General features: G+C 70.9%; 14 protein-coding genes. 1 reads left to right on the top strand and 13 read right to left on the bottom strand.

Annotated features, from left to right (window positions below; translation table 11 throughout):
* Positions 1 to 370: 370 nt before the first annotated feature.
* The 5 genes from MQH31_RS10395 to MQH31_RS10375 are packed head-to-tail and all read right to left on the bottom strand — an operon-like array spanning position 371 to position 3,247.
* Positions 371 to 979 carry an FHA domain-containing protein gene (locus MQH31_RS10395; protein ID WP_243011973.1) on the bottom strand — a complete coding sequence of 203 codons (609 nt, stop codon included), beginning with the start codon at positions 977 to 979 and terminating at the stop codon, positions 371 to 373.
* Positions 976 to 1,644, bottom strand: a complete 669-nt coding sequence (locus MQH31_RS10390) for a hypothetical protein (RefSeq protein WP_243011972.1) — start codon at positions 1,642 to 1,644, stop codon at positions 976 to 978. The genes MQH31_RS10395 and MQH31_RS10390 overlap by 4 nt, the downstream gene beginning before the upstream one ends.
* A complete protein-coding gene (locus tag MQH31_RS10385; RefSeq protein ID WP_243011971.1) occupies positions 1,634 to 2,260 on the bottom strand; it encodes a hypothetical protein in 627 nt (208 codons plus the stop codon). The genes MQH31_RS10390 and MQH31_RS10385 overlap by 11 nt, the downstream gene beginning before the upstream one ends.
* Positions 2,257 to 2,961, bottom strand: coding sequence for a hypothetical protein (locus tag MQH31_RS10380; RefSeq protein WP_243011970.1), 705 nt, complete (start codon positions 2,959 to 2,961; stop codon positions 2,257 to 2,259). The genes MQH31_RS10385 and MQH31_RS10380 overlap by 4 nt, the downstream gene beginning before the upstream one ends.
* Positions 2,962 to 2,983: 22 nt before the next feature.
* Complete coding sequence (locus MQH31_RS10375) at positions 2,984 to 3,247, bottom strand: hypothetical protein (RefSeq protein ID WP_243011969.1); 264 nt, start codon at positions 3,245 to 3,247, stop codon at positions 2,984 to 2,986.
* Between the two features lie 180 nt (positions 3,248 to 3,427).
* Here MQH31_RS10375 and MQH31_RS10370 point away from each other — a divergent pair, with 180 nt between their 5' ends.
* Positions 3,428 to 5,968 carry an FtsK/SpoIIIE domain-containing protein gene (locus tag MQH31_RS10370; protein WP_243011968.1) on the top strand — a complete coding sequence of 847 codons (2,541 nt, stop codon included), beginning with the start codon at positions 3,428 to 3,430 and terminating at the stop codon, positions 5,966 to 5,968.
* 221 nt (positions 5,969 to 6,189) lie between these two features.
* On the opposite strand, the gene MQH31_RS10365 is transcribed toward MQH31_RS10370, so the two are convergent.
* The 8 genes from MQH31_RS10365 to MQH31_RS10325 all read right to left on the bottom strand — a co-directional run bounded on the left by MQH31_RS10365 (position 6,190) and on the right by MQH31_RS10325 (position 17,301).
* A complete protein-coding gene (locus tag MQH31_RS10365) occupies positions 6,190 to 7,428 on the bottom strand; it encodes a ribonuclease E domain-containing protein (protein WP_243011967.1) in 1,239 nt (412 codons plus the stop codon).
* 91 nt (positions 7,429 to 7,519) lie between these two features.
* Positions 7,520 to 8,386, bottom strand: a complete 867-nt coding sequence (locus MQH31_RS10360) for a hypothetical protein (protein WP_243011966.1) — start codon at positions 8,384 to 8,386, stop codon at positions 7,520 to 7,522.
* Between the two features lie 503 nt (positions 8,387 to 8,889).
* A complete protein-coding gene (locus MQH31_RS10355) occupies positions 8,890 to 9,666 on the bottom strand; it encodes a hypothetical protein (RefSeq protein ID WP_243011965.1) in 777 nt (258 codons plus the stop codon).
* Positions 9,663 to 10,529 (bottom strand): PP2C family protein-serine/threonine phosphatase, encoded by an 867-nt coding sequence (locus MQH31_RS10350; protein ID WP_243011964.1) that lies wholly within the window; start codon positions 10,527 to 10,529, stop codon positions 9,663 to 9,665. Before MQH31_RS10350 ends, MQH31_RS10355 begins: the two co-directional genes overlap by 4 nt.
* Positions 10,529 to 12,220: a DUF5684 domain-containing protein gene (locus tag MQH31_RS20660; RefSeq protein WP_279238596.1), complete on the bottom strand. Its 1,692-nt coding sequence runs from the start codon at positions 12,218 to 12,220 to the stop codon at positions 10,529 to 10,531. Before MQH31_RS20660 ends, MQH31_RS10350 begins: the two co-directional genes overlap by 1 nt.
* Positions 12,213 to 14,924, bottom strand: a complete 2,712-nt coding sequence (locus tag MQH31_RS10335; RefSeq protein WP_243011963.1) for a transglutaminase domain-containing protein — start codon at positions 14,922 to 14,924, stop codon at positions 12,213 to 12,215. The genes MQH31_RS20660 and MQH31_RS10335 overlap by 8 nt, the downstream gene beginning before the upstream one ends.
* On the bottom strand, positions 14,921 to 16,339 hold the full coding sequence (locus MQH31_RS10330; RefSeq protein WP_243011962.1) for a DUF58 domain-containing protein: 1,419 nt from the start codon (positions 16,337 to 16,339) through the stop codon (positions 14,921 to 14,923). The genes MQH31_RS10335 and MQH31_RS10330 overlap by 4 nt, the downstream gene beginning before the upstream one ends.
* Positions 16,336 to 17,301 (bottom strand): AAA family ATPase, encoded by a 966-nt coding sequence (locus MQH31_RS10325; protein WP_243011961.1) that lies wholly within the window; start codon positions 17,299 to 17,301, stop codon positions 16,336 to 16,338. Before MQH31_RS10325 ends, MQH31_RS10330 begins: the two co-directional genes overlap by 4 nt.
* Positions 17,302 to 17,321 lie beyond the last annotated feature (20 nt).

The following is a 17,321-nucleotide window of genomic DNA, read 5'->3' as shown; positions in this document are numbered from 1 at the left end:
CGTGCCCGGCGGTGGCTAACTCAGGAGAATCGCGCGGCCGGCCGCTGCAGCCTGCCGGACCAGTGCGGCCGGTCCGCCGCAGCAGCGCACATCTCCTGAGTTAGCTCCTATACCCGAGGCACGCCCGCGGGATTAAACGACGGATGCCCCCTCACCGAAGTGAGGAGGACATCCGTCGAATCGGAATCGGACCCGATCCCGCAACATCCGAAAAATACAGGATCTCCGTCGTGCTGCCGCACTCGATCCGTCGGCGGCGAAAGAGCAGGTCACGATACTCGACGAGCACGACAGACGCCCAGAAGCGCCAGCGCCGGGGCCGCAGGACAACGGCCCCGGGGGCAGCGGATGTCTCAATCGCCACGGGTGGTCAGCCGCGGGCGACCGTGACGTCGAAGTTGCCGAGCAGGAGTGCGTCCCCGTTGCCCACCACGTAGCGGCGGCCGGGCACGCATTCGGTGCGTTCGCCGCTGGCCGCAAGGATCTCCGAACCGTTCGCGGAGCGCAGGTCGACGACGAGAAGCCGGCCGCGGGCATCCACCTCGAAGCCCAGGTGATTGCGCGACAGCGAACGCCCCGGGTCGGTCACCGCGATGGCCTGGGAATCGACCGTGGGGTCAGGGCTGCGCCCGATCACGCCGAAGGCGGCGTGCACCAGGGTTGCGTGGCCGTCGATGACGAAGCGGTAGGGCGCTGCAGTGCCCGACCGGGCGCCCCCACGCGGTCGCAGTGACGCCGCGACGGGCAGCGGCGCGCGTACCGGACGTACCAGCACGCTCGGGGTCCCCGGCAGCACTGAATCCGGGATCGGGTACACCTCGACCCGGCCGAGCTGGCCGGCCTGCAACCGGGCGCTCACCTCGACCGCCGTGATGAGCGGCAGCGCGGGAACGACGTCGACGACCCGGCGGCGGGACGCTCGTGCGGCCTTCACGCGGGGTGCCTTCACGACGGCGGCACCGGCGGATGCCTCGCTCACTGCGTCATCCGGACCAGGATGAGGCCGGCCAGGCCCGCCAGCACCGACAGCACGACCCCGAGGATGATGCCGTAGAAGACGGCGAGATAAGTGCGCGGGTGCTTCTCGAGCCAGGTGTAATAGTCGGGGTGTTCCCGGTCGATCGTCCAGGGGGCGATCGATTCGTTGTGGATCCGCAGCTTCGCGGGCAGCGCCTCGGCGATCGCGAGCAGGTCCGGCGTCGTCCACACCCACATGCTCAGCCGCAGCACGGTCGCGTTGCCGGTGCGCAGCACCGCCCAACGCTCGTCCATCACGCCGATCGGCGTGCGCAGCGAGCGAATCGGAACGAAGTTCGACTCCTCCACCGTCGCGAACTGCAGGATCTCGGTCGTCGCGTCCGACTCCACCCGCTGGCGGCGCAACAGCCGATCCCGGTACTCGAGGTGGCTGCCCGGCACGATCGTCAGCGCCCGGCTGCGCACCCCACCCTTGAGCATCACGACGATCCCGGGCACGAGGAAGAACAGCGCGAGCCAGGCGAAGCCGCTGTGCGCCGCGTTCGCCGCGACGAACACCAGGGTCGCCACCGTGCACAGCACCGCGAACCCGGTCCCGAACCAGAATCGCCAGCGTCGGGGCCGCAGCACCACGGTTGCGGTAGCAGCGGATGTCTCAATCGGCACGCGTGACTCCCGTCGCGAAATCCTCGGTGAGCCTGCGGAGAGCGGGAGTGAGCGTGAGGTCCTCCGTGACTGAGGTCACCGTGAGCAGCATGTCGGGCCCGGCATGGTCTTCGAGCAACCAGTACCAGCAGATGTGCTCGGTGATCACCGACGAACTCTTGCGGGCGCGGCCCCAACGCCGGGCGCTCCCGATGGCCACCGCTTCGCGCGCGTAACGGTGGATGCACACCGTCGCCTGGCCGAGCGGAGTCTCCCGCGTCGACACGTCCGGGTCGTCGACCAGGAACTGGCCCTCGGCGACCGTGGTCGACTCGGTGATCGCGTCGGCGACGGCGTTGTCGCCGGCGGCGAGGCGCCAGCGCACGATCAGCGCTCCGAGCAGGCCAACGTTCGGCGGGTCGGGAACGAGGGCGAAGCCCGCGTCGGCGTCCGCGGAGATCAGGAGATTCGCTGTCGCCTCGAGCCGCGCCTCCAGGTCGGCGGCCAGCTCGCGCTCGACCGGGGTGTCGAAGCGACTCAGCACCAGTTGGGCCGCCATCACTGCGCCGGCGTGCACGTCGTCGAACGCGAGCTCGACCCAGGCGTCGGGGAATCGGAAATTCAGGGGGACGGTCACGAGGACACCCACTCCAGCGTCGACATGATGGCATCGAACATCAGCACCTGAGCTTCGGAGAAGGCGCTGTCGTCGACGGTGAACACCGCGAACAGGAACGCCCCCGGTGAGGCCGGCAACGCGAGAAGGTAGCTCACACGGGTGTCCGGGAGTATGCGTCCGGTCGCCTCCTCGTGCCGGATGAACTCGATCGCCTCGGCCGCGTCGGGAGGGACCGGATCCGCGGAGTCCAGGTCGAGGCTCGCCCCGAGCTGGGCCTCGACGAGTCCCCGAAACTGGCCGGCCGTGGGTGCGCGGTGTTCCAGGGCGCGGAACCATCGGCCGGCCCCGAAATCGACGAATTCCGCTTCGGCGGCTCCGAATCCGGCGACGTCGGCGAGATCCTTCTCGTCGAGATCCCCCGCGGTCGCACCAAGGTAGGTCATCGACACGACGAAACTCATGGTCACGGGAACATCGTGGATGGTCTCGGAGAACACGTACAGGTCGAGGGCTCCGGCGGCCTCGGCCTCACTGATCAGCCGCGGCACCTGCTCGCGCAGCGCCCGCTCGGTCAGCACGTGGTCACGGCCTCCGCGCTTCCGTAGTTGCCAGTGGATGAACCGGTCGATGGACTCGGCCGAGCCGTCTCCCGTGGTGACCCGCTGCCAGCCCGCCGGAACGTTGACGCGGTATCCGGAGACGGTCTCGAGAGCGGTCACGACGGCATCCGTTCGGGTCGGATCACAGTGAGCCGACATGGACGCGGGTCAGGTCGCGCACATAGTTTCCGGCGACGGCAGCGCCGATCTTGCCCACGTCATCGGACACGTCACGGCCCACAAAGTAGGTTCCTCCGCTCGCGATCAACGCAGGGTGCGCGCCTGCCAGAAGGCCACTGAAAAATATGCCGTTGGCCTTCTGGGAGGCACCCGCCAGGCGCACGCTCGCAAGCTCGCCGAGACCACCGCCGACGAGCGCGTCGAAGGTTCTGGTGATCAGGCCCACGTGGGTCGCCGCCGCTTTCGTCGCCTGGTAGGCCGTGCTGTAGTTGCCTCCGGCAGCCTTTGCAAAGTAACCGGCGGAGTGAGAAATTGACACCGTGAGTTTCGAGGTGACCTTGGCAACGGCGGGTCGAGCCGGCTGCTCGATGTGCTGCAGCTCGACCCTCCCACCGAGAATGCGATCGTGGCCAGGTGGCGGGCCGGCGGCCGTACCACCGAGGTGGTCGTGGGCGAGAGCCTCGACGGCGCCTTCAGTTTCGACCTGCGCCGCGACGGGCCGCATGGTCTGGTGGCCGGCACGACCGGCTCGGGCAAGTCCGAGCTGCTGCAGACCATCGTCGCCTCGCTCGCGGTCTCGAACCGCCCCGATGCGATGACCTTCGTGCTCATCGACTACAAGGGCGGCGCGGCATTCAAGGACTGCGTCGACCTGCCGCACACCGTCGGCATGGTCACCGACCTCGACACGCACCTCGTCGAACGTGCGCTCGAATCGCTCGGGGCCGAACTGCGCCGGCGGGAGCACCTGCTCGCCGTCGCCGGGGCGAAGGACATCGAGGACTACACCGAGCTCTCCGACGCGGACAGTTCGATCGTCTCGTTCCCGCGCCTGCTCATCGTCATCGACGAGTTCGCGTCCCTCGCCCGCGAACTGCCCGACTTCGTCACCGGCCTGGTGAACGTGGCCCAGCGGGGCCGGTCGCTCGGCATCCACCTGATCCTCGCGACGCAGCGGCCGAGCGGCGTGATCTCCCCCGAGATCCGCGCCAATACGAACCTCCGCATCGCGCTGCGGGTGACGGATGCCTCGGAAAGCTCCGATGTCATCGACGCGCCGGACTCGGCGCAGATCTCGAAGCACAACCCGGGTCGCGGGTATATCCGGCTCGGGGCATCCGCTTTGTTGCCGTTCCAGTCCGGACGCGTCGGGGGCAAGCGGCGCAGTGCGGCCGCCGCACCGAGCCGCGCGCTCTGGAGCAGCGAGACCCGTTGGGAGGGCCTCGGTCGCCCCGCGGCCGAGCCGCCGAAGGTCGAGCAGGGCAGCGAGAAGGAGACCGATCTACAGGCCCTCGTGCAGGCGATCTGCCTCGCGAGCGAGAGCATGGGCATCCCGGCGCAGCACAAGCCCTGGTTGCCCGCCCTGTCGTCGTCGATCGACCTCGACGACATCAACGATTTCGCGCTCGACGACAGCCACGACACCGGCTGGTCGATCAGCCCGTTGCCGTATGGGCTGCAGGACCTGCCCGCCCTGCAGGAGCAGGGCGTTGCGTTCTTCGACCTCGACTCGGCCGGCCACCTGTTCATCGCCGGGGCGCCCCGCAGCGGCCGCTCCCAGGTGCTGCGCACCATCGCCGGTGCGATCGCCCGCAACACCTCGGCCGCCGACGTGCACCTCTACGCCCTCGACTGCGGCAACGGCGCCCTGATCCCACTCGGCGACATGGTGCACACCGGCGCCGTCGTGATGCGCACCCAGACCGAGCGCGCCCAGCGCCTCCTCGCCAAGCTCGTTCTCGAGACCCACCGCCGCCAGGAGATCCTCGCGAGCGACGGGTTTGCGGGCATCACCGAACAACGGCAGAACGTCGACGCAGCGAAGCGGCTCCCCCACATCGTGCTGATGATCGACCGGTGGGAGGGTTTCCTCGGAAGTCTCGGTGAACTCGACGGCGGTGCCCTCGTCGACCAGGTCACGATGCTGCTGCGGGAAGGCGCGAGCCTCGGCATCCATGTGATCATCGCGGGCGACCGGCAGCTGCTCTCGAGCCGGATCGGCACCCTCGTCGAGGACAAGCTCGTGCTGCGGCTTTCCGACCGCGGCGACTACAGCTACGCGGGGCTGAACGCGAAGAAGCTGCCCGACGTGATCGGAGAAGGCCGCGGCTTCGTGGCCGAGAGCGCGATCGAGACCCAGGTCGCGCTGCTCGCCCCGGATGCGACCGGACAAGCCCAGTCGGCCGCGCTCGTCTCGCTCGGCCGGCTGACCGCTGCGCGGGATGCCTGGGTGCCGCGCTCGCGCCGGCCGTTCCACCTCGACGTGCTGCCGACGACCCTGAGCTTCGACGAGGCGTGGGCGTTGCGCGCGCCGGAGCGGACCGGGCTGTGGGCGATGGTCGGCGTCGGCGGCGACGACCTGCTCGCGGTGGGCCCGACCCTCGACGACGGCATGGGCTCCTTCATCGTGGCCGGGGCCCCCAAGTCGGGCAAGAGCACGGTGCTCGTGACGATGGTGCGTTCCCTCCTCGCCCAGGGCGCAGAGGTCGTGCTGCTCACGCCCCGGCTCTCTCCCCTGCGCGAGCTGGAAGGGACACCCGGGGTGCTCGCCGTGATCAACGACGCAGAGGTCAGCGCCGAGACCCTCGAGGGGCTTATGCCCGCCGACCGGCCCCGCCGGGTGCTCGTGATCGACGACGGAGAGCTCCTCCGCGACACCGCCGCGAAATCGTGGTTCCTGCAGTTCGTCAAGTCGTGCGCCGATCGCGGGCAGGCGATCATCCTCGGCGGCGGCATCGGCGAGGTCGCGTCGGGCATCACCGGGTGGCAGATCGAGATGAAGCGCGGCCGCCGAGGCGCGCTGCTCAGCCCGCAGGCCACGAGCGACGGTGAACTGATCGGCATCCGCCTGCCGCGGAGCGCCGTCGGGGGCCCGGTTCAGCTCGGTCGCACGCTCGTGAACCTCAGCGGCGGCGAACTGCTCAACCTGCAGGTGCCCGTCGGCTGAGCGCGTCGGGTCGCGTCGGGTCGCGTCTGCGCCCGATGCCGCCGAGCATGGATCGCGGCCGCTACCGTTTCGGCAGGCGGCACCCGAAACGGCGGGCGCGGCTTGCGCAAACCGGCGCGGGCGCCAGCACAAGCGGGCGCGGCCTGCCGAAACCGGCGCGGGCGCGAACGGATGCCGCCGGCCCGGTCGAGCCGACGGCATCCGTGCGTAGGGTCTAGCGTTTACGCTCGGGCGCTCACCGTCGGGAGAAGGGTCCGTCGAGCGAACAGCAGGGCGGTTCCCGCGAGGAGCAGCAGGATCCCGGCGAGGCCGCCGAACCCGATGTTGCCTGCGCCCGTGGCCGGCAGCGACGTGACGGACAGGGCGGCCGTCTGCGAGGCCTGACCCCCCACCGGAGTGGCAGCCGTTGCAGTCGTTGCAGCCGTTGCCGCAGGTGCCGTCGGGGTGATGTTGAGCGACGCGGGCGACACGGCGACGTCGGTCTGGTCAGGCGAGTCGGCCGGGTCAGATGAGTCGGTCGACGCGATCGCGGTGACCGTCTCGGCCGGGCCGACCGGTATTGCAGGCTCGACCGGGCTGCCGGTTGAGTCACCGACGACCGACACCGCGTTACCGCCGACAGTCACCGGAGCCACGACATCGGGAACAACCTGCGTGCCCGACGCCGTTCCGTTCGCACCCGACGTCACCGGAGCCGAGCCGACAGCGGGTGCGGAAGCATCCGTCGTCGAGTTCGACGGGGAGCCCGTCGATGACGAGTCACCGACGACCGAGACCGCGTTACCGCCGACAGTCACCGGAGCCACGACATCGGGAACAACCTGCGTGCCCGACGCCGTTCCGTTCGCACCCGACGTCACCGGAGCCGAGCCGACAGCGGGTGCGGAAGCATCCGTCGTCGAGTTCGACGGGGAGCCCGTCGATGACGAGTCACCGACGACCGAGACCGCGTTGCCGGATGCCGTGATCGGCACGTCAACGCTGGTGAGGCCCTGTGTGCCGCCCACGAGCGAGTCGGTGCCGGTGGTTGTGGCTGGGTGCACGGCCGGTTCGACCGGCACGGTGGGCGCTGCCGCCGGGGTGTCCGTGGAGCTCGAGTTCGAGTCGCCGACGCCGGAGACGGCGTTGCCGGACGCGCTCACCGGGGCCGCGACCGGGGCGACGACCTGGGTGCCGGAGCCGGTGCCGTCGGTACCCGACGTCGTGGCGGAAGCGGGAGCCGGTTCGTGAGCCGGTGCAGGAGCAACAGCCGGGAAGTCCGCGGAGTTGGAGTCGCCGACCACGCTGATCGCATTGCCGGAGACCTGGACGGGGGCCGCTGTGTCGGTGACGACCTGGGATCCCGAGAGGGTTCCGGAGTCGCCGCTGGTGTCTGCGGCGTGCGCCGCGGTCGTGCCGAGGAGCGAGAGCGCCCCGACGAACAGGGTGCCGTAGAGCGCCCGGGACAGAGTGATGTTCATGATGATTCTCCTTGAAAGTGTGAGTATGGGCCGCGCGAGGGACGCGTGGCGATGGTCGGCATGCCGTCGGGAGAGCACGGCAGCGACCTACTCAGGCGGGAGAAGAACCGGGGTCTGTGGCGGGTGAGGACGGCAGGGCGTCGTCCTCTGACGCGAGTCGGGCCGCCGCGATGGACGCGGCGCGGGCCGACGCGTGGTGCGGGAGCACGGACACCGCACCGGTGCCGCCGGACGAGGCGGTCACGGGCGTCGGTTGCGGCAGGTTGACGGGCTGCCCCGGCACGCCGAGCGGGGTCCCGGCAGCGGATGCCGCGGCATCCGCGGGCGTGAGGCTTGCGAAGTCGGTGGTCGCGAACGGGGCGCCGTGGGCCGGGTCGACCGGGGTCGCATCCGCGTTCGCACGCGCGGGCGACGTCGGCGGGCCGGAGACGAGCGACTCGGTCGGCACGGTGGCGGCAGGAACGCTCACGGCCGGAAGGGCGACGGCCGAAATCGTCATGGCCGGAAGGGCGACGGCCGGAAGGGCGACGGCCGGAGCCAGGGCGACCAGGGTCGCAACGATCGGTGCACCGGCCGTTGCACCGGCGGTAACACGAGCATCGAGGCCCGCCACGACGACCTCTGCCGCAATGGAAACCGTCTCACCGACGATGATGGGCACCGGAAGAGACTGCGTGCGTGCCTCGGGAACGGCGGCGATTTCGGGGAGGACCGCAGCGGCAGGTACGGCCGGGAGCAACGCCTCGACCGCCTCGAGCGCGGGCGCAACCGGCACGGGAGCCGTCGACACCGGCACGGAGGCATCGGCGACCGCGGCGACCGGAGGGGTGTCGGGAAGCAGATTCGTCGCCGACGCTGAACTCGCGCCGCCGCAAAGGAACCAGGCGATGCCGAGGGCGATCGCGACGAGGGCGAGCCACAGGGCGCGGGGAGTGTGAACTGCCTGGCTCTCGTCCATCTCGTTCACCTCCGCTGGTGATTGTGTGCAGTCCCGACCGTAGGTGCACAGGACGCCGGAGTCTAGGAAACTGGTCGACATTGCCAGCTTCGCGCCCGGGGCATCTGTGCATCGTGCGCGCCTGACCGGGGATTGTTGTCGCACACTGCATTCTGGATACGCAGGCGAGGGGCATATTCGCCAGCTCCGGAAGCGACGTTCGGGGGCAACGGGAGCGGGCGACCGAATTCTGCGGCTCTCAGGTTGGGTTGGGCCCGCGGCGCTCGGACCAGGCCGGGCCACGTCCGTTCGCGGACGCCACCGCTCCCGTTTCGGCACACCGCTCCCGAAACGGCGGGCGCTGCCTGCCGAAACCGGCGCGAGCACCACCGCAAGCGGGCGCTGCCTGCCGAAACCGGCGCGAGCACCACCGCAAGCGGGCGCCACCGCTCCCGTTTCGGCACCGCTCCTGAAACGGCGGGCGCGGCCTGCCGAAACCGGCGCGGGCGCGACCGCAGGCGGGGTCAGAGGCCGAGGACAGCGACGGCGATGACGATCGCCACGGCGACGACCAGGGTTGTGCCCAGGGCCATCACGAGGAGGAGCGTACGGCGACGGGTGCGCAGTCGGGCGGCCGCCGCCGCGCGGATCTCACCCGCGGTGCCGGGCAGGGCGACCGGCACGACCGCGGGGCCCGGGGAGAAGGACGGCTCGAGCCGCACGGGTTCGACGCCGCGAACGCTGTAGGCACTCGTGTGTCCGCTCTCGACCTCTGGCGGGCGGTAGGCGCTTGCTGTCGAAGCGGATTCCGGGTTCCCGGCTCCCCGGCCGCGGGCCGACCGGGCTTCGCGGCCGACCACGACGGTATGGTCGTCGTCGTCGACGCGCGCGCGTCGCATCGAGATGCGGGTGTGGTCGTCGTCGACGTCGGGCCCCGCACCGGTGTCCTCGCCTGCGGGGACCGCAGAGGGGACGACGCTTCGGCGCACGATTCGGGTGTCATGCTCAGCGTCGTGCTCCATGTACGACTCCGGGTTCGACTCGGCGTCGAGTCCGGCAGTGCTTCGGCGCACGATTCGGGTGTCATGCTCCGCGTCCTGTGCGAGGTCCGCGGCGGCCCGGCGCATGATTCGGGTGTCGTGCTCCGCATCCGACTCCGGTTCCGCGTCGAGGTCGGTGCCAACGTGCCGGCGCACGATCCGGGTGTCGTCTGCCGCGTCGGAACCTCCGTCGATGTGCCGGCGCACGATCCGGGTGTCTTCGGTGTCGCCGGTGTCGCCGGTGTCCTCTGGACGGGTCATCGTCCACCCCGGCCCGGCAGCTCCGCGGTGTCGTCGCTCGCCCGGTCGCTCGTGAGGTCCGTCCCGGTCCCCGTTGCCGCGAAGCCGGTCGTCGTCGAGCTCTCCCGCGGGTCATCGCCGCCGGACACGACATCGACGATGATCACCGAAATGTTGTCGCGCCCACCGGACCCGAGCGCATGGCCGAGGAGGACATCCGCTGTCTGCTGGGTGTCGCCGTTCAGCGTCATCGCGGCACGCAGGGCCTCCGGCGAGAGCTCCCCGGTGAGCCCGTCGGAGCAGACGAGCAGCCGTTCCCCCGTCACGACGGGTCGCAACCAGAAGTCGGCCGGGCTGTCGTCGGCGCCCATCGCCCGGGTGATCACGTTGCGCTTGGCGAAGGTGGCCGCACCGGCCCGGTCGAGGGTTCCGTTGTCGAGGAGTTCCTGGACGAGCGAGTGGTCGATCGTGAGCTGGGAGAGGTCGGCGCCGAGCAACCGGTAGACCCGGGAATCACCGACGTTGACCAGGAGCCAGTGCGGGCGGCCTTCATGGGTGACCAGGACGACGCCGGTGAGGGTGCTTCCGGCGCCGCGCGTGGTGCCCTCTGCGACCGCGCGCACGGCACGGTGGGCCCGGTCGACCGCCTGCACGACGTCGTCGGGGCCGGGATTCGTGCCGAGCAGCGCCCGGAACTCGGCGATCACGGCCGCACTCGCCTGATCGCCGGCCTCGTGGCCGCCCATCCCGTCGGCGACGAGGAAGACGGGCGACTCCGCAAGCACCGAATCCTCATTGATGGGTCGCTTCAACCCGACGTCGGTGCGGAAACCGAACCGCACCCGCACCGCATTGCCGGTGACGGCTTCCCCTGCATTCGTCATCAGGACTCCAGGAAGATCCGGGCGGCGAGCTCGCCCAGGAGGAACCGCTCGGTCAAGAGAGCGGATGCCCCGGCGACGAGTTCGCGCTCGTCGCCGGCGCCGTCGATCAGCACGATCCCGTTCGTCGAGCGCAGGTCGGTGATCGTCCAGACGCCGTTGGACAGTTCGATCCGGGCGTGCGACTTGGATACGGTCTTGCCGGTGTCGGCGACGGCGACCAGCTGGGCTTCCGGGTACTCGCCCGAGCCGGCCGGGTTGCGGCCGAGGAACACGACCGGACTCGTGAGCGACACCGGCACGCCGTCCCCCGTCTCGAGGATCCATGGCCTGGCGCGGCGCGCAGAAATCCGGGTGGCCTCCATGTCGGTGACGTCGACGACGGCTCCGACGCCGTCGTCGTCGACGTCGGTGTCGGCGTCATCGTCATCGGCAGGCGTGTCGCTGAGCCCCGCGTGGCCGGAGACGCCGATGAGGTCGGCCCGGGACAGCGGCGCCTCGGTTGGGGCAACTGGGCCGACTGGGATGTGCGCGGGCTGCGGTGCCTGAGATACCACGACGTCCTGCGGAACCTGAACCGGAGCCGGAGCCGGCGCCGGAGCCGGCGTTGCGGGAGGAATCGGCAGAACCTGCGGAACCCGCGCGGTGTTCGCCGGCAGGACTTCGGGCGGGGGCGCCCACGGGTCGAGGATGGCGGTCGCAGACGTTGCAGCCACGGGAATCGATGGCGGGTTCAGGTCGGAGCCGGGTTCCGCGCCAATCGCGACCTGGGCGGGCACGTGCACCGGCTCGACGTGCGGGAGCTGGTCAGACTCCGCGACCGGCTCGACCAGCGCGAGCTGGGCGGACACCGCGACGGGCGGAACCGGAGCGGGTGTCACGACCGGCCGCTGCGGGGCCGCTACGGGGCGTACCGGTTCCCAGAAGGGTGCCGGCGGGTTCGGGAGTCGATGGGCCGTCGGCGGAGCCGGCAGTTCGGCCGGGGCCGCCTGCTGGGCCGGGGGCATCAGCGGGGCGCCGTACGTTTCCGTGAACGGTGCCGGAGGGGCCGTCGGCACCGGAGGAGCCGGCGCGAAGACGGACTGCTGCGACGCCCCGGCCGCGGTCAACCGGTCGGAGAACAACGCGCGCGACGGCGCCTGGGCCGCGAACGCGGACTGCTGCAGGGGGAACACCGATTGCTGCGGGGAGTACACGGCCTGCTGCGGACCGCCCGGAACGGTGGCGGTGGGAGCGAGCACGGCGGGCAGGCCGGTCGTTTCCGAGGCACTCCGCCCGGTCGCACCGAAGCCGAGCACACAGGCCCAGACCGGGTAGAGGAGCACGGCGAGCAGCGTGTAGCCACCGCCCTTGCCGAGTCGTCGGTTCACGTTGTTGATCGCAAGGACCTCGAAGACCGCGGCGACGAGGTTGAGACCCGGAACGAAGGCGGCGAAGGCCCAGAGCCCGGAATAGCCGCCGAGCTCGAGCAGCGTCATCGCGTTGACGACCGGGACCCAGGCCTTCCAGGCCTGTTCGCCGAGCCCCCGGAACACCTTGCCCAGCGCGATCGACACGAGAACGTACAGGCCGACGGTGACCAGCAGAACGATGAGCAGGCCGATCACCACACCGAGGGCGGCACCGGAATCCGCGGCGGACGAGGCCGTGGGCACCCGCGAGGCAAACGCATCAAACGCGCTGTGATCAACCATTGTGAGTTGTGCGCCCGCGGGTCGGCGAACGCTCCTCCAGTCTGTTCTCGTCGCGCCGGAAGAGGCGCAGGTAGGTGTCGGCGACTCGCCGCGGTTCGAATCGCCGGGAACGGGTTCCCCGCGGTCCGAGCAGCCGGGCGAAGGATTTCAGGGAAAGTGCTGCGCGCACGCGGCCCCTCCGGGTCTGACCGGACCGCAGCAGTTCACGTTCGGTGTCGATGAGCTGCCAGAACCGGTCGCCGTCGCGGTTCTCCGGTGCGAACTCGCCGAAGACCGCGCGGTCGGCGAGGTCGGCGATCGTCACTGAACCGGGACTGACGCTCGCATACGCCGAGGCGATCTCGACCCGGGTGAGCACGCCCTGGTCGGGCAGCCCCCGGTCGACGGCGGTGTCGACGTACTCGTCCCAGCCGCCCGCGAAACGAGCCGTCTGGTCGGCGGCGCCCCGGCGTTCCCGGCGGCGCAGCACCTTGGCGCCCAGGATGGCGACGAACGGAGTCGCCACCACGATCACGGCGAGCAGCCCGAGGCCGACGGCCTTGAGCGCAGCCCAGAGCCAGGCCAGGTTCGGCCCGGTCGCGGCGTCGTCGACGGCGCGCTCATCGCCCGTTGTCGGGTTCGCATTCCCGGGCAATTGCTCCTGGGCATGCTGCTCGATGACCTCGGTGCTGATCTGCGGGTCGCGGGTCGACACATCCGTTTTGGCGAGCGGATGCGTGTACTGCGGAGTCGAGTCGACGGTCACCCAGGCGCCGTCCGCGCCCTGCACCTCGGCCCAGGCGGCGAGGTCCTTGCCGAGGCAGACGCCGTCGAGGCAGGCAGGGCCGGTCGAGGGATCCCCCGACGTGGTGGCCGCGGCACCGCCGTCGAGGGCGAAGCCGAGCACGATCCGCGAGCCGAACCCGAGTTGCCTGGCGAGGAGCGCGGTCGCGACGGCGAACTGCTCGTCGTCGCCGACGCCCGCGACGAGGTCGGCGTTCTCGGTCGACACGGTGCTGTTCTGCTTGTCGAGCAGTGCCGTGAAGAGCGCGCCGATCCGCCCGGTGGAGTGCCCGGCGAGACTCGGCTCGAAGGCGTAGCCGGACAGGTCACTCGTCCAGGAGGCTGCCTGCTCGGCGGCCGGGGCCTGCAGGGCGTGGCTGAGGTAGCCGCGGGCCCGCAGCCTGGTCACGAGTTCGGCGAGAGCCGGCCCATCGGAACCGAGCTTCTGGGCGTGCACCCAGTCGACGAGGCTCTGCGGGATCACGGCTTCGTCGGCCGGGGTGCTGCCGGCCGCCGGCTTCGCGAGCGCGGTGAGCGCGGTGCCCACGTCGTCTGCCCGGGTCTCCACCGTGTAGCTGTCGCCGGCGGCGAGCGGGGCCAGCTCGACCCCGGTGGCGGTCGCCCGGTTGTAGAAGTACCCGGCGGTCAGGGTCTGGCCGCGCTCCCCCGCGAAGCGGATGCTGCTGAGCGCCCCGCTCCCCGGAAGCCACGCGGCGGCATAGTCGCCGAGGGTGAACGTCGCTGTGCTGGACCCGTCGGCGGCCGGGGTCGGGGGCAGGCGGGCGAAGGCGGTGTCCTGGTTGGCGGAGCCGGTCGCGGGGTCGATGACCCGGAACACCTGGCCGTCGTAGTAGCTCAGCACCGCGAGCCGCACCCGCGAGAGCGCCGGTCCGGTGGTCGTCACCCGGAACAGTTCGGAGTCGTACCGGTCGGCGGCGAAGTAGCTCCGGTACTGGCTGAGTGGGCTGACGTACCCGCGCAGTTCCACGGCGGGGTCGATCGCGGCGCGCAGCACGCTCCGCTCGTCCGGCCGGGCGATCGTCGACAGTGCGGGCAGTGCGACGGCGACCGCGACCAGGAGCACGGTGCCCGCGAGCACGACGCGACGCACCCGGCGGGGCCGGCCGGCGGATGCCCGGCGCACGCCGCTCGCCCGCGCCGCGAGGCGGAGGGCCGCTCGCCTGGCCTCGCGGGTGCGCCAGACGAGGAAGCTGAATCCCGCGAGGAAGCCGGCAAGGCCGACGAGGGCCTCGCGTGGCGCGGGCAGGCTCAGGCCGGAGACCTGAACGGCCGGGCTGCCGTCGCGGGACCCGAAGACGATCCCGAACACGATCAGCACGAACATGATCGGCGGCATCAGCACGTCGAGCCGTTTCGCGCGCCAGACGAGCGAGAGAGCGGCGGTGACGCCGCCGAGGAAGAGGAAGAAGGCCGGTGCGAGCAGCGACTGGTAGTCGCCGACCGGGATGCGGATGGTGAGCAATTCCTTCCAGCCGAGCACGGGCGCGGTCACGAGTTCGAGCCAGCCGGCGGCCGCCGTCGGCAGGCTCGCGAGGGCGGACGGGACCGCGAACGGCACACCGAGCAGGAGGTAGGCGCAGGCGGTGACCCCGAGCACCCTCGGCCAGGCCCAGGACCGGAGCAGGCCGAGCCAGGCGATCGCGGCCGCGGCGCCGAATGCTCCGGCGAGCATCACGACGTAGGACCCGGACTGGTAGATCGGCCAGGCCGCCCACCCGGCGACCAGGAACAGGGCGAGCACGAACACCCCGGAGGCGATGAGCACGGGGGTGCCCGGCCCTGGGCGCGGCGACCGCGCTGCGGAACGCGGCCGGGCGGAGCGGCGGATGCCTGCCCCGCCGCGGTCACGGTCACGGGCACGGGCGCGAACGCGCCGGTCGGCCGGGTCGCCTGGGCGGTCCCTGGCCTCGTCGCCGCTCATGCGACCCGCCTGCTCAGCAGCGACCGGAAGTCGTCAAGGATCTCGATGGTGAGCACGGGGGTTCCGGCCAGGATCCTGAAGCTCGGCGTACCGAGCGGGTCACAGAGCACGACGACGACGGACACTCCAGGTGGGAACGAGAGGGAGAGGGCCTGCAGCCGCCTGGTCGTGACGGCCGAGCCGCAGACGACGAAAGCGATCGACATGTCCGGGATCACCTGGGCGGCGAGCGCGGCGACCTGTTCGAGGGACATCGCCCGGGGGCTCGACTCGATCGCGGTCAGGTCGTCGAGCAGGCCGCGGGTGGAGAGGACGTTGAGAACGCGAATCGAGCGGATGGCGGCGCGCGCGATCTCGGGGATCTCCTCGCTCGCGACGACGGCGAGGTCCCTGCCGTCGCGAATGGCGCGGACCCCGAGCGAGCCGGCAGCGCTCACGGCGAGTTCGAATTCGTCGTCGGAGCCGTATTCGGCGGTGTTGAGGCTCAGCAGGATCGCCAGCCGGGACCGGCGGGTCTCCTCGAACTGGCGCACCATCAACTGGCCGGTCTTGGCGGTGGACTTCCAGTGGATGTGCCGCTGGCCGTCGCCGGGTGCGTACGCGCGGATCGCGTGGAAGGAGATGTCGGAATCGACGACATCCGCCGTCGGGTTGCCCTCGAGGTCGCGCACGAAGCCCGCGCTCGTGCTCGGGATCGACACGGTCACCGGGTGCACGAACAGCCGGTGCACCTCGGCCCAGGCGAGCTCCCGCTTCAGGACGCCGAGCGGGTCGGAGCGCACGGTCGTGACCGGGCCGACGTCGATGACGCCACGGCGGTACGCGGGCACCGAAACCGACTCCTCGTGCACGTGGCCGGGGCGCAGGAGCGGCACGTGGACATCCGTCAGCCCGGCGCCGATCGGCACGTCGACCCGGCCGGGTAACTCGAGCCGCTTCGACACGTTCTCGATGCGGAGCGTTCCGGTCACCTCGGAGCCGGCGACGACCCGCTCGACGGGCAGGGTGAATGCGACGCTGTACGCGCGACCGCCGGCAAGGAAGGGCAGCGAGATGACGAGCAGCACGAGGCCGACGAGGCCGGCGAGGATGAGCTCGGCCCAGCCGAGGAGGAGGCCGAGCGGGAGGAGCACGAGGGCGCAGGTCACGACGAGCCAGCCGGCGGGCGTGACGGTCTCCGATGCCCAGCGCACGGATGCTGTCGTGCCGGCGACGACGGCGCGGCGGGCGCGCACGGACCAGACGACGGCGTCGATCAGGGCGCCGGCTCGCGTGGAGGTGTAGCGGGTGTGCGTCGTGGACCCGAAACCCGTCCCGGTGCGCGTCAGACGGGACTCCGTGTGGGTGAACCGGGAGTCCGTGTGGGTCAGCCGCGACCCGGTATGCGTGAGCTTCGCCTCAGGCCGGGGGGTCACGCCATGTCACTTCGACTCGGGGGTACCGTGTCGAGCAGGATCTGGCCGATGACGGCCCCGGCGGTGACGCCGTCGAATTCGGCTTCGGGGTCGAGCACCATCCGGTGGGCGAGCACCTGCTCGGCGAGGGCCTTGACGTCGTCGGGGGTGACATATGCCCGGCCGTGGGCGGCCGCCCAGGTCTTGGCGGCCTTCATCAGGGAGCGGGCGCCGCGCACGCTCACGCCCATCCGCACCTGACGGGCGCTGCGGGTGGCCTCGACGAGACGCCCGACGTAGTCGTAGACGAGCGGGTTGACGAACACGGCCCGCGCGATCGCGGACATCTCGACGAGAGCCTGCGGGGTGAGCACGGGCGCGAGTTCGTGGCGAACCTCGCTCGTGCCCTCGAGGATGCGGATCGTCGCGGCGAGGTCGGGGTAGCCGAGGGACGTCTTCATCATGAACCGGTCGAGCTGGGCCTCGGGCAGACGGTACGTTCCGGCCTGCTCGATGGGGTTCTGCGTGGCGATCACGAGGAAGGGCACCCCGGTCGAGCGGGTGACGCCGTCGACCGTGACGTTGCCCTCCTCCATGGCCTCGAGCAGCGCCGACTGGGTCTTCGGGCTCGCCCGGTTGATCTCGTCGGCGAGCACGACGTTCGCGAAGATCGGCCCGCTGTGGAACTCGAAGGTGCCCGACTTCTGGTCGTACACGGTGATGCCGGTCACGTCGCCGGGCAGCAGGTCCGGGGTGAACTGGATGCGGGTGCTCACGCCCTGCACGGTCTGCGACATGGCGCGGGCGAGGGAGGTCTTGCCGGTGCCGGGGAAGTCCTCGAGCAGCAGGTGGCCCTCGCTGACCATCGCCGTGAAGGCGAGCTCGATGGCGTGGCACTTGCCGAGCACCACCTGTTCGACGTTGTCGACCATGGCGGTGAACATGCCGGAGAACCAGGCGGACTGCTCAGGGGTGACTGTCATGGGTGTTCGTTTCCTCGATC

The sequence above is a fragment of the Cryobacterium zhongshanensis genome (assembly GCF_022760445.1).
GTDB lineage: Bacteria > Actinomycetota > Actinomycetes > Actinomycetales > Microbacteriaceae > Cryobacterium > Cryobacterium algoricola.
Note: the sequence above shows the minus strand (reverse complement) of the source record. Positions and strands in the feature narration are given on the sequence as shown.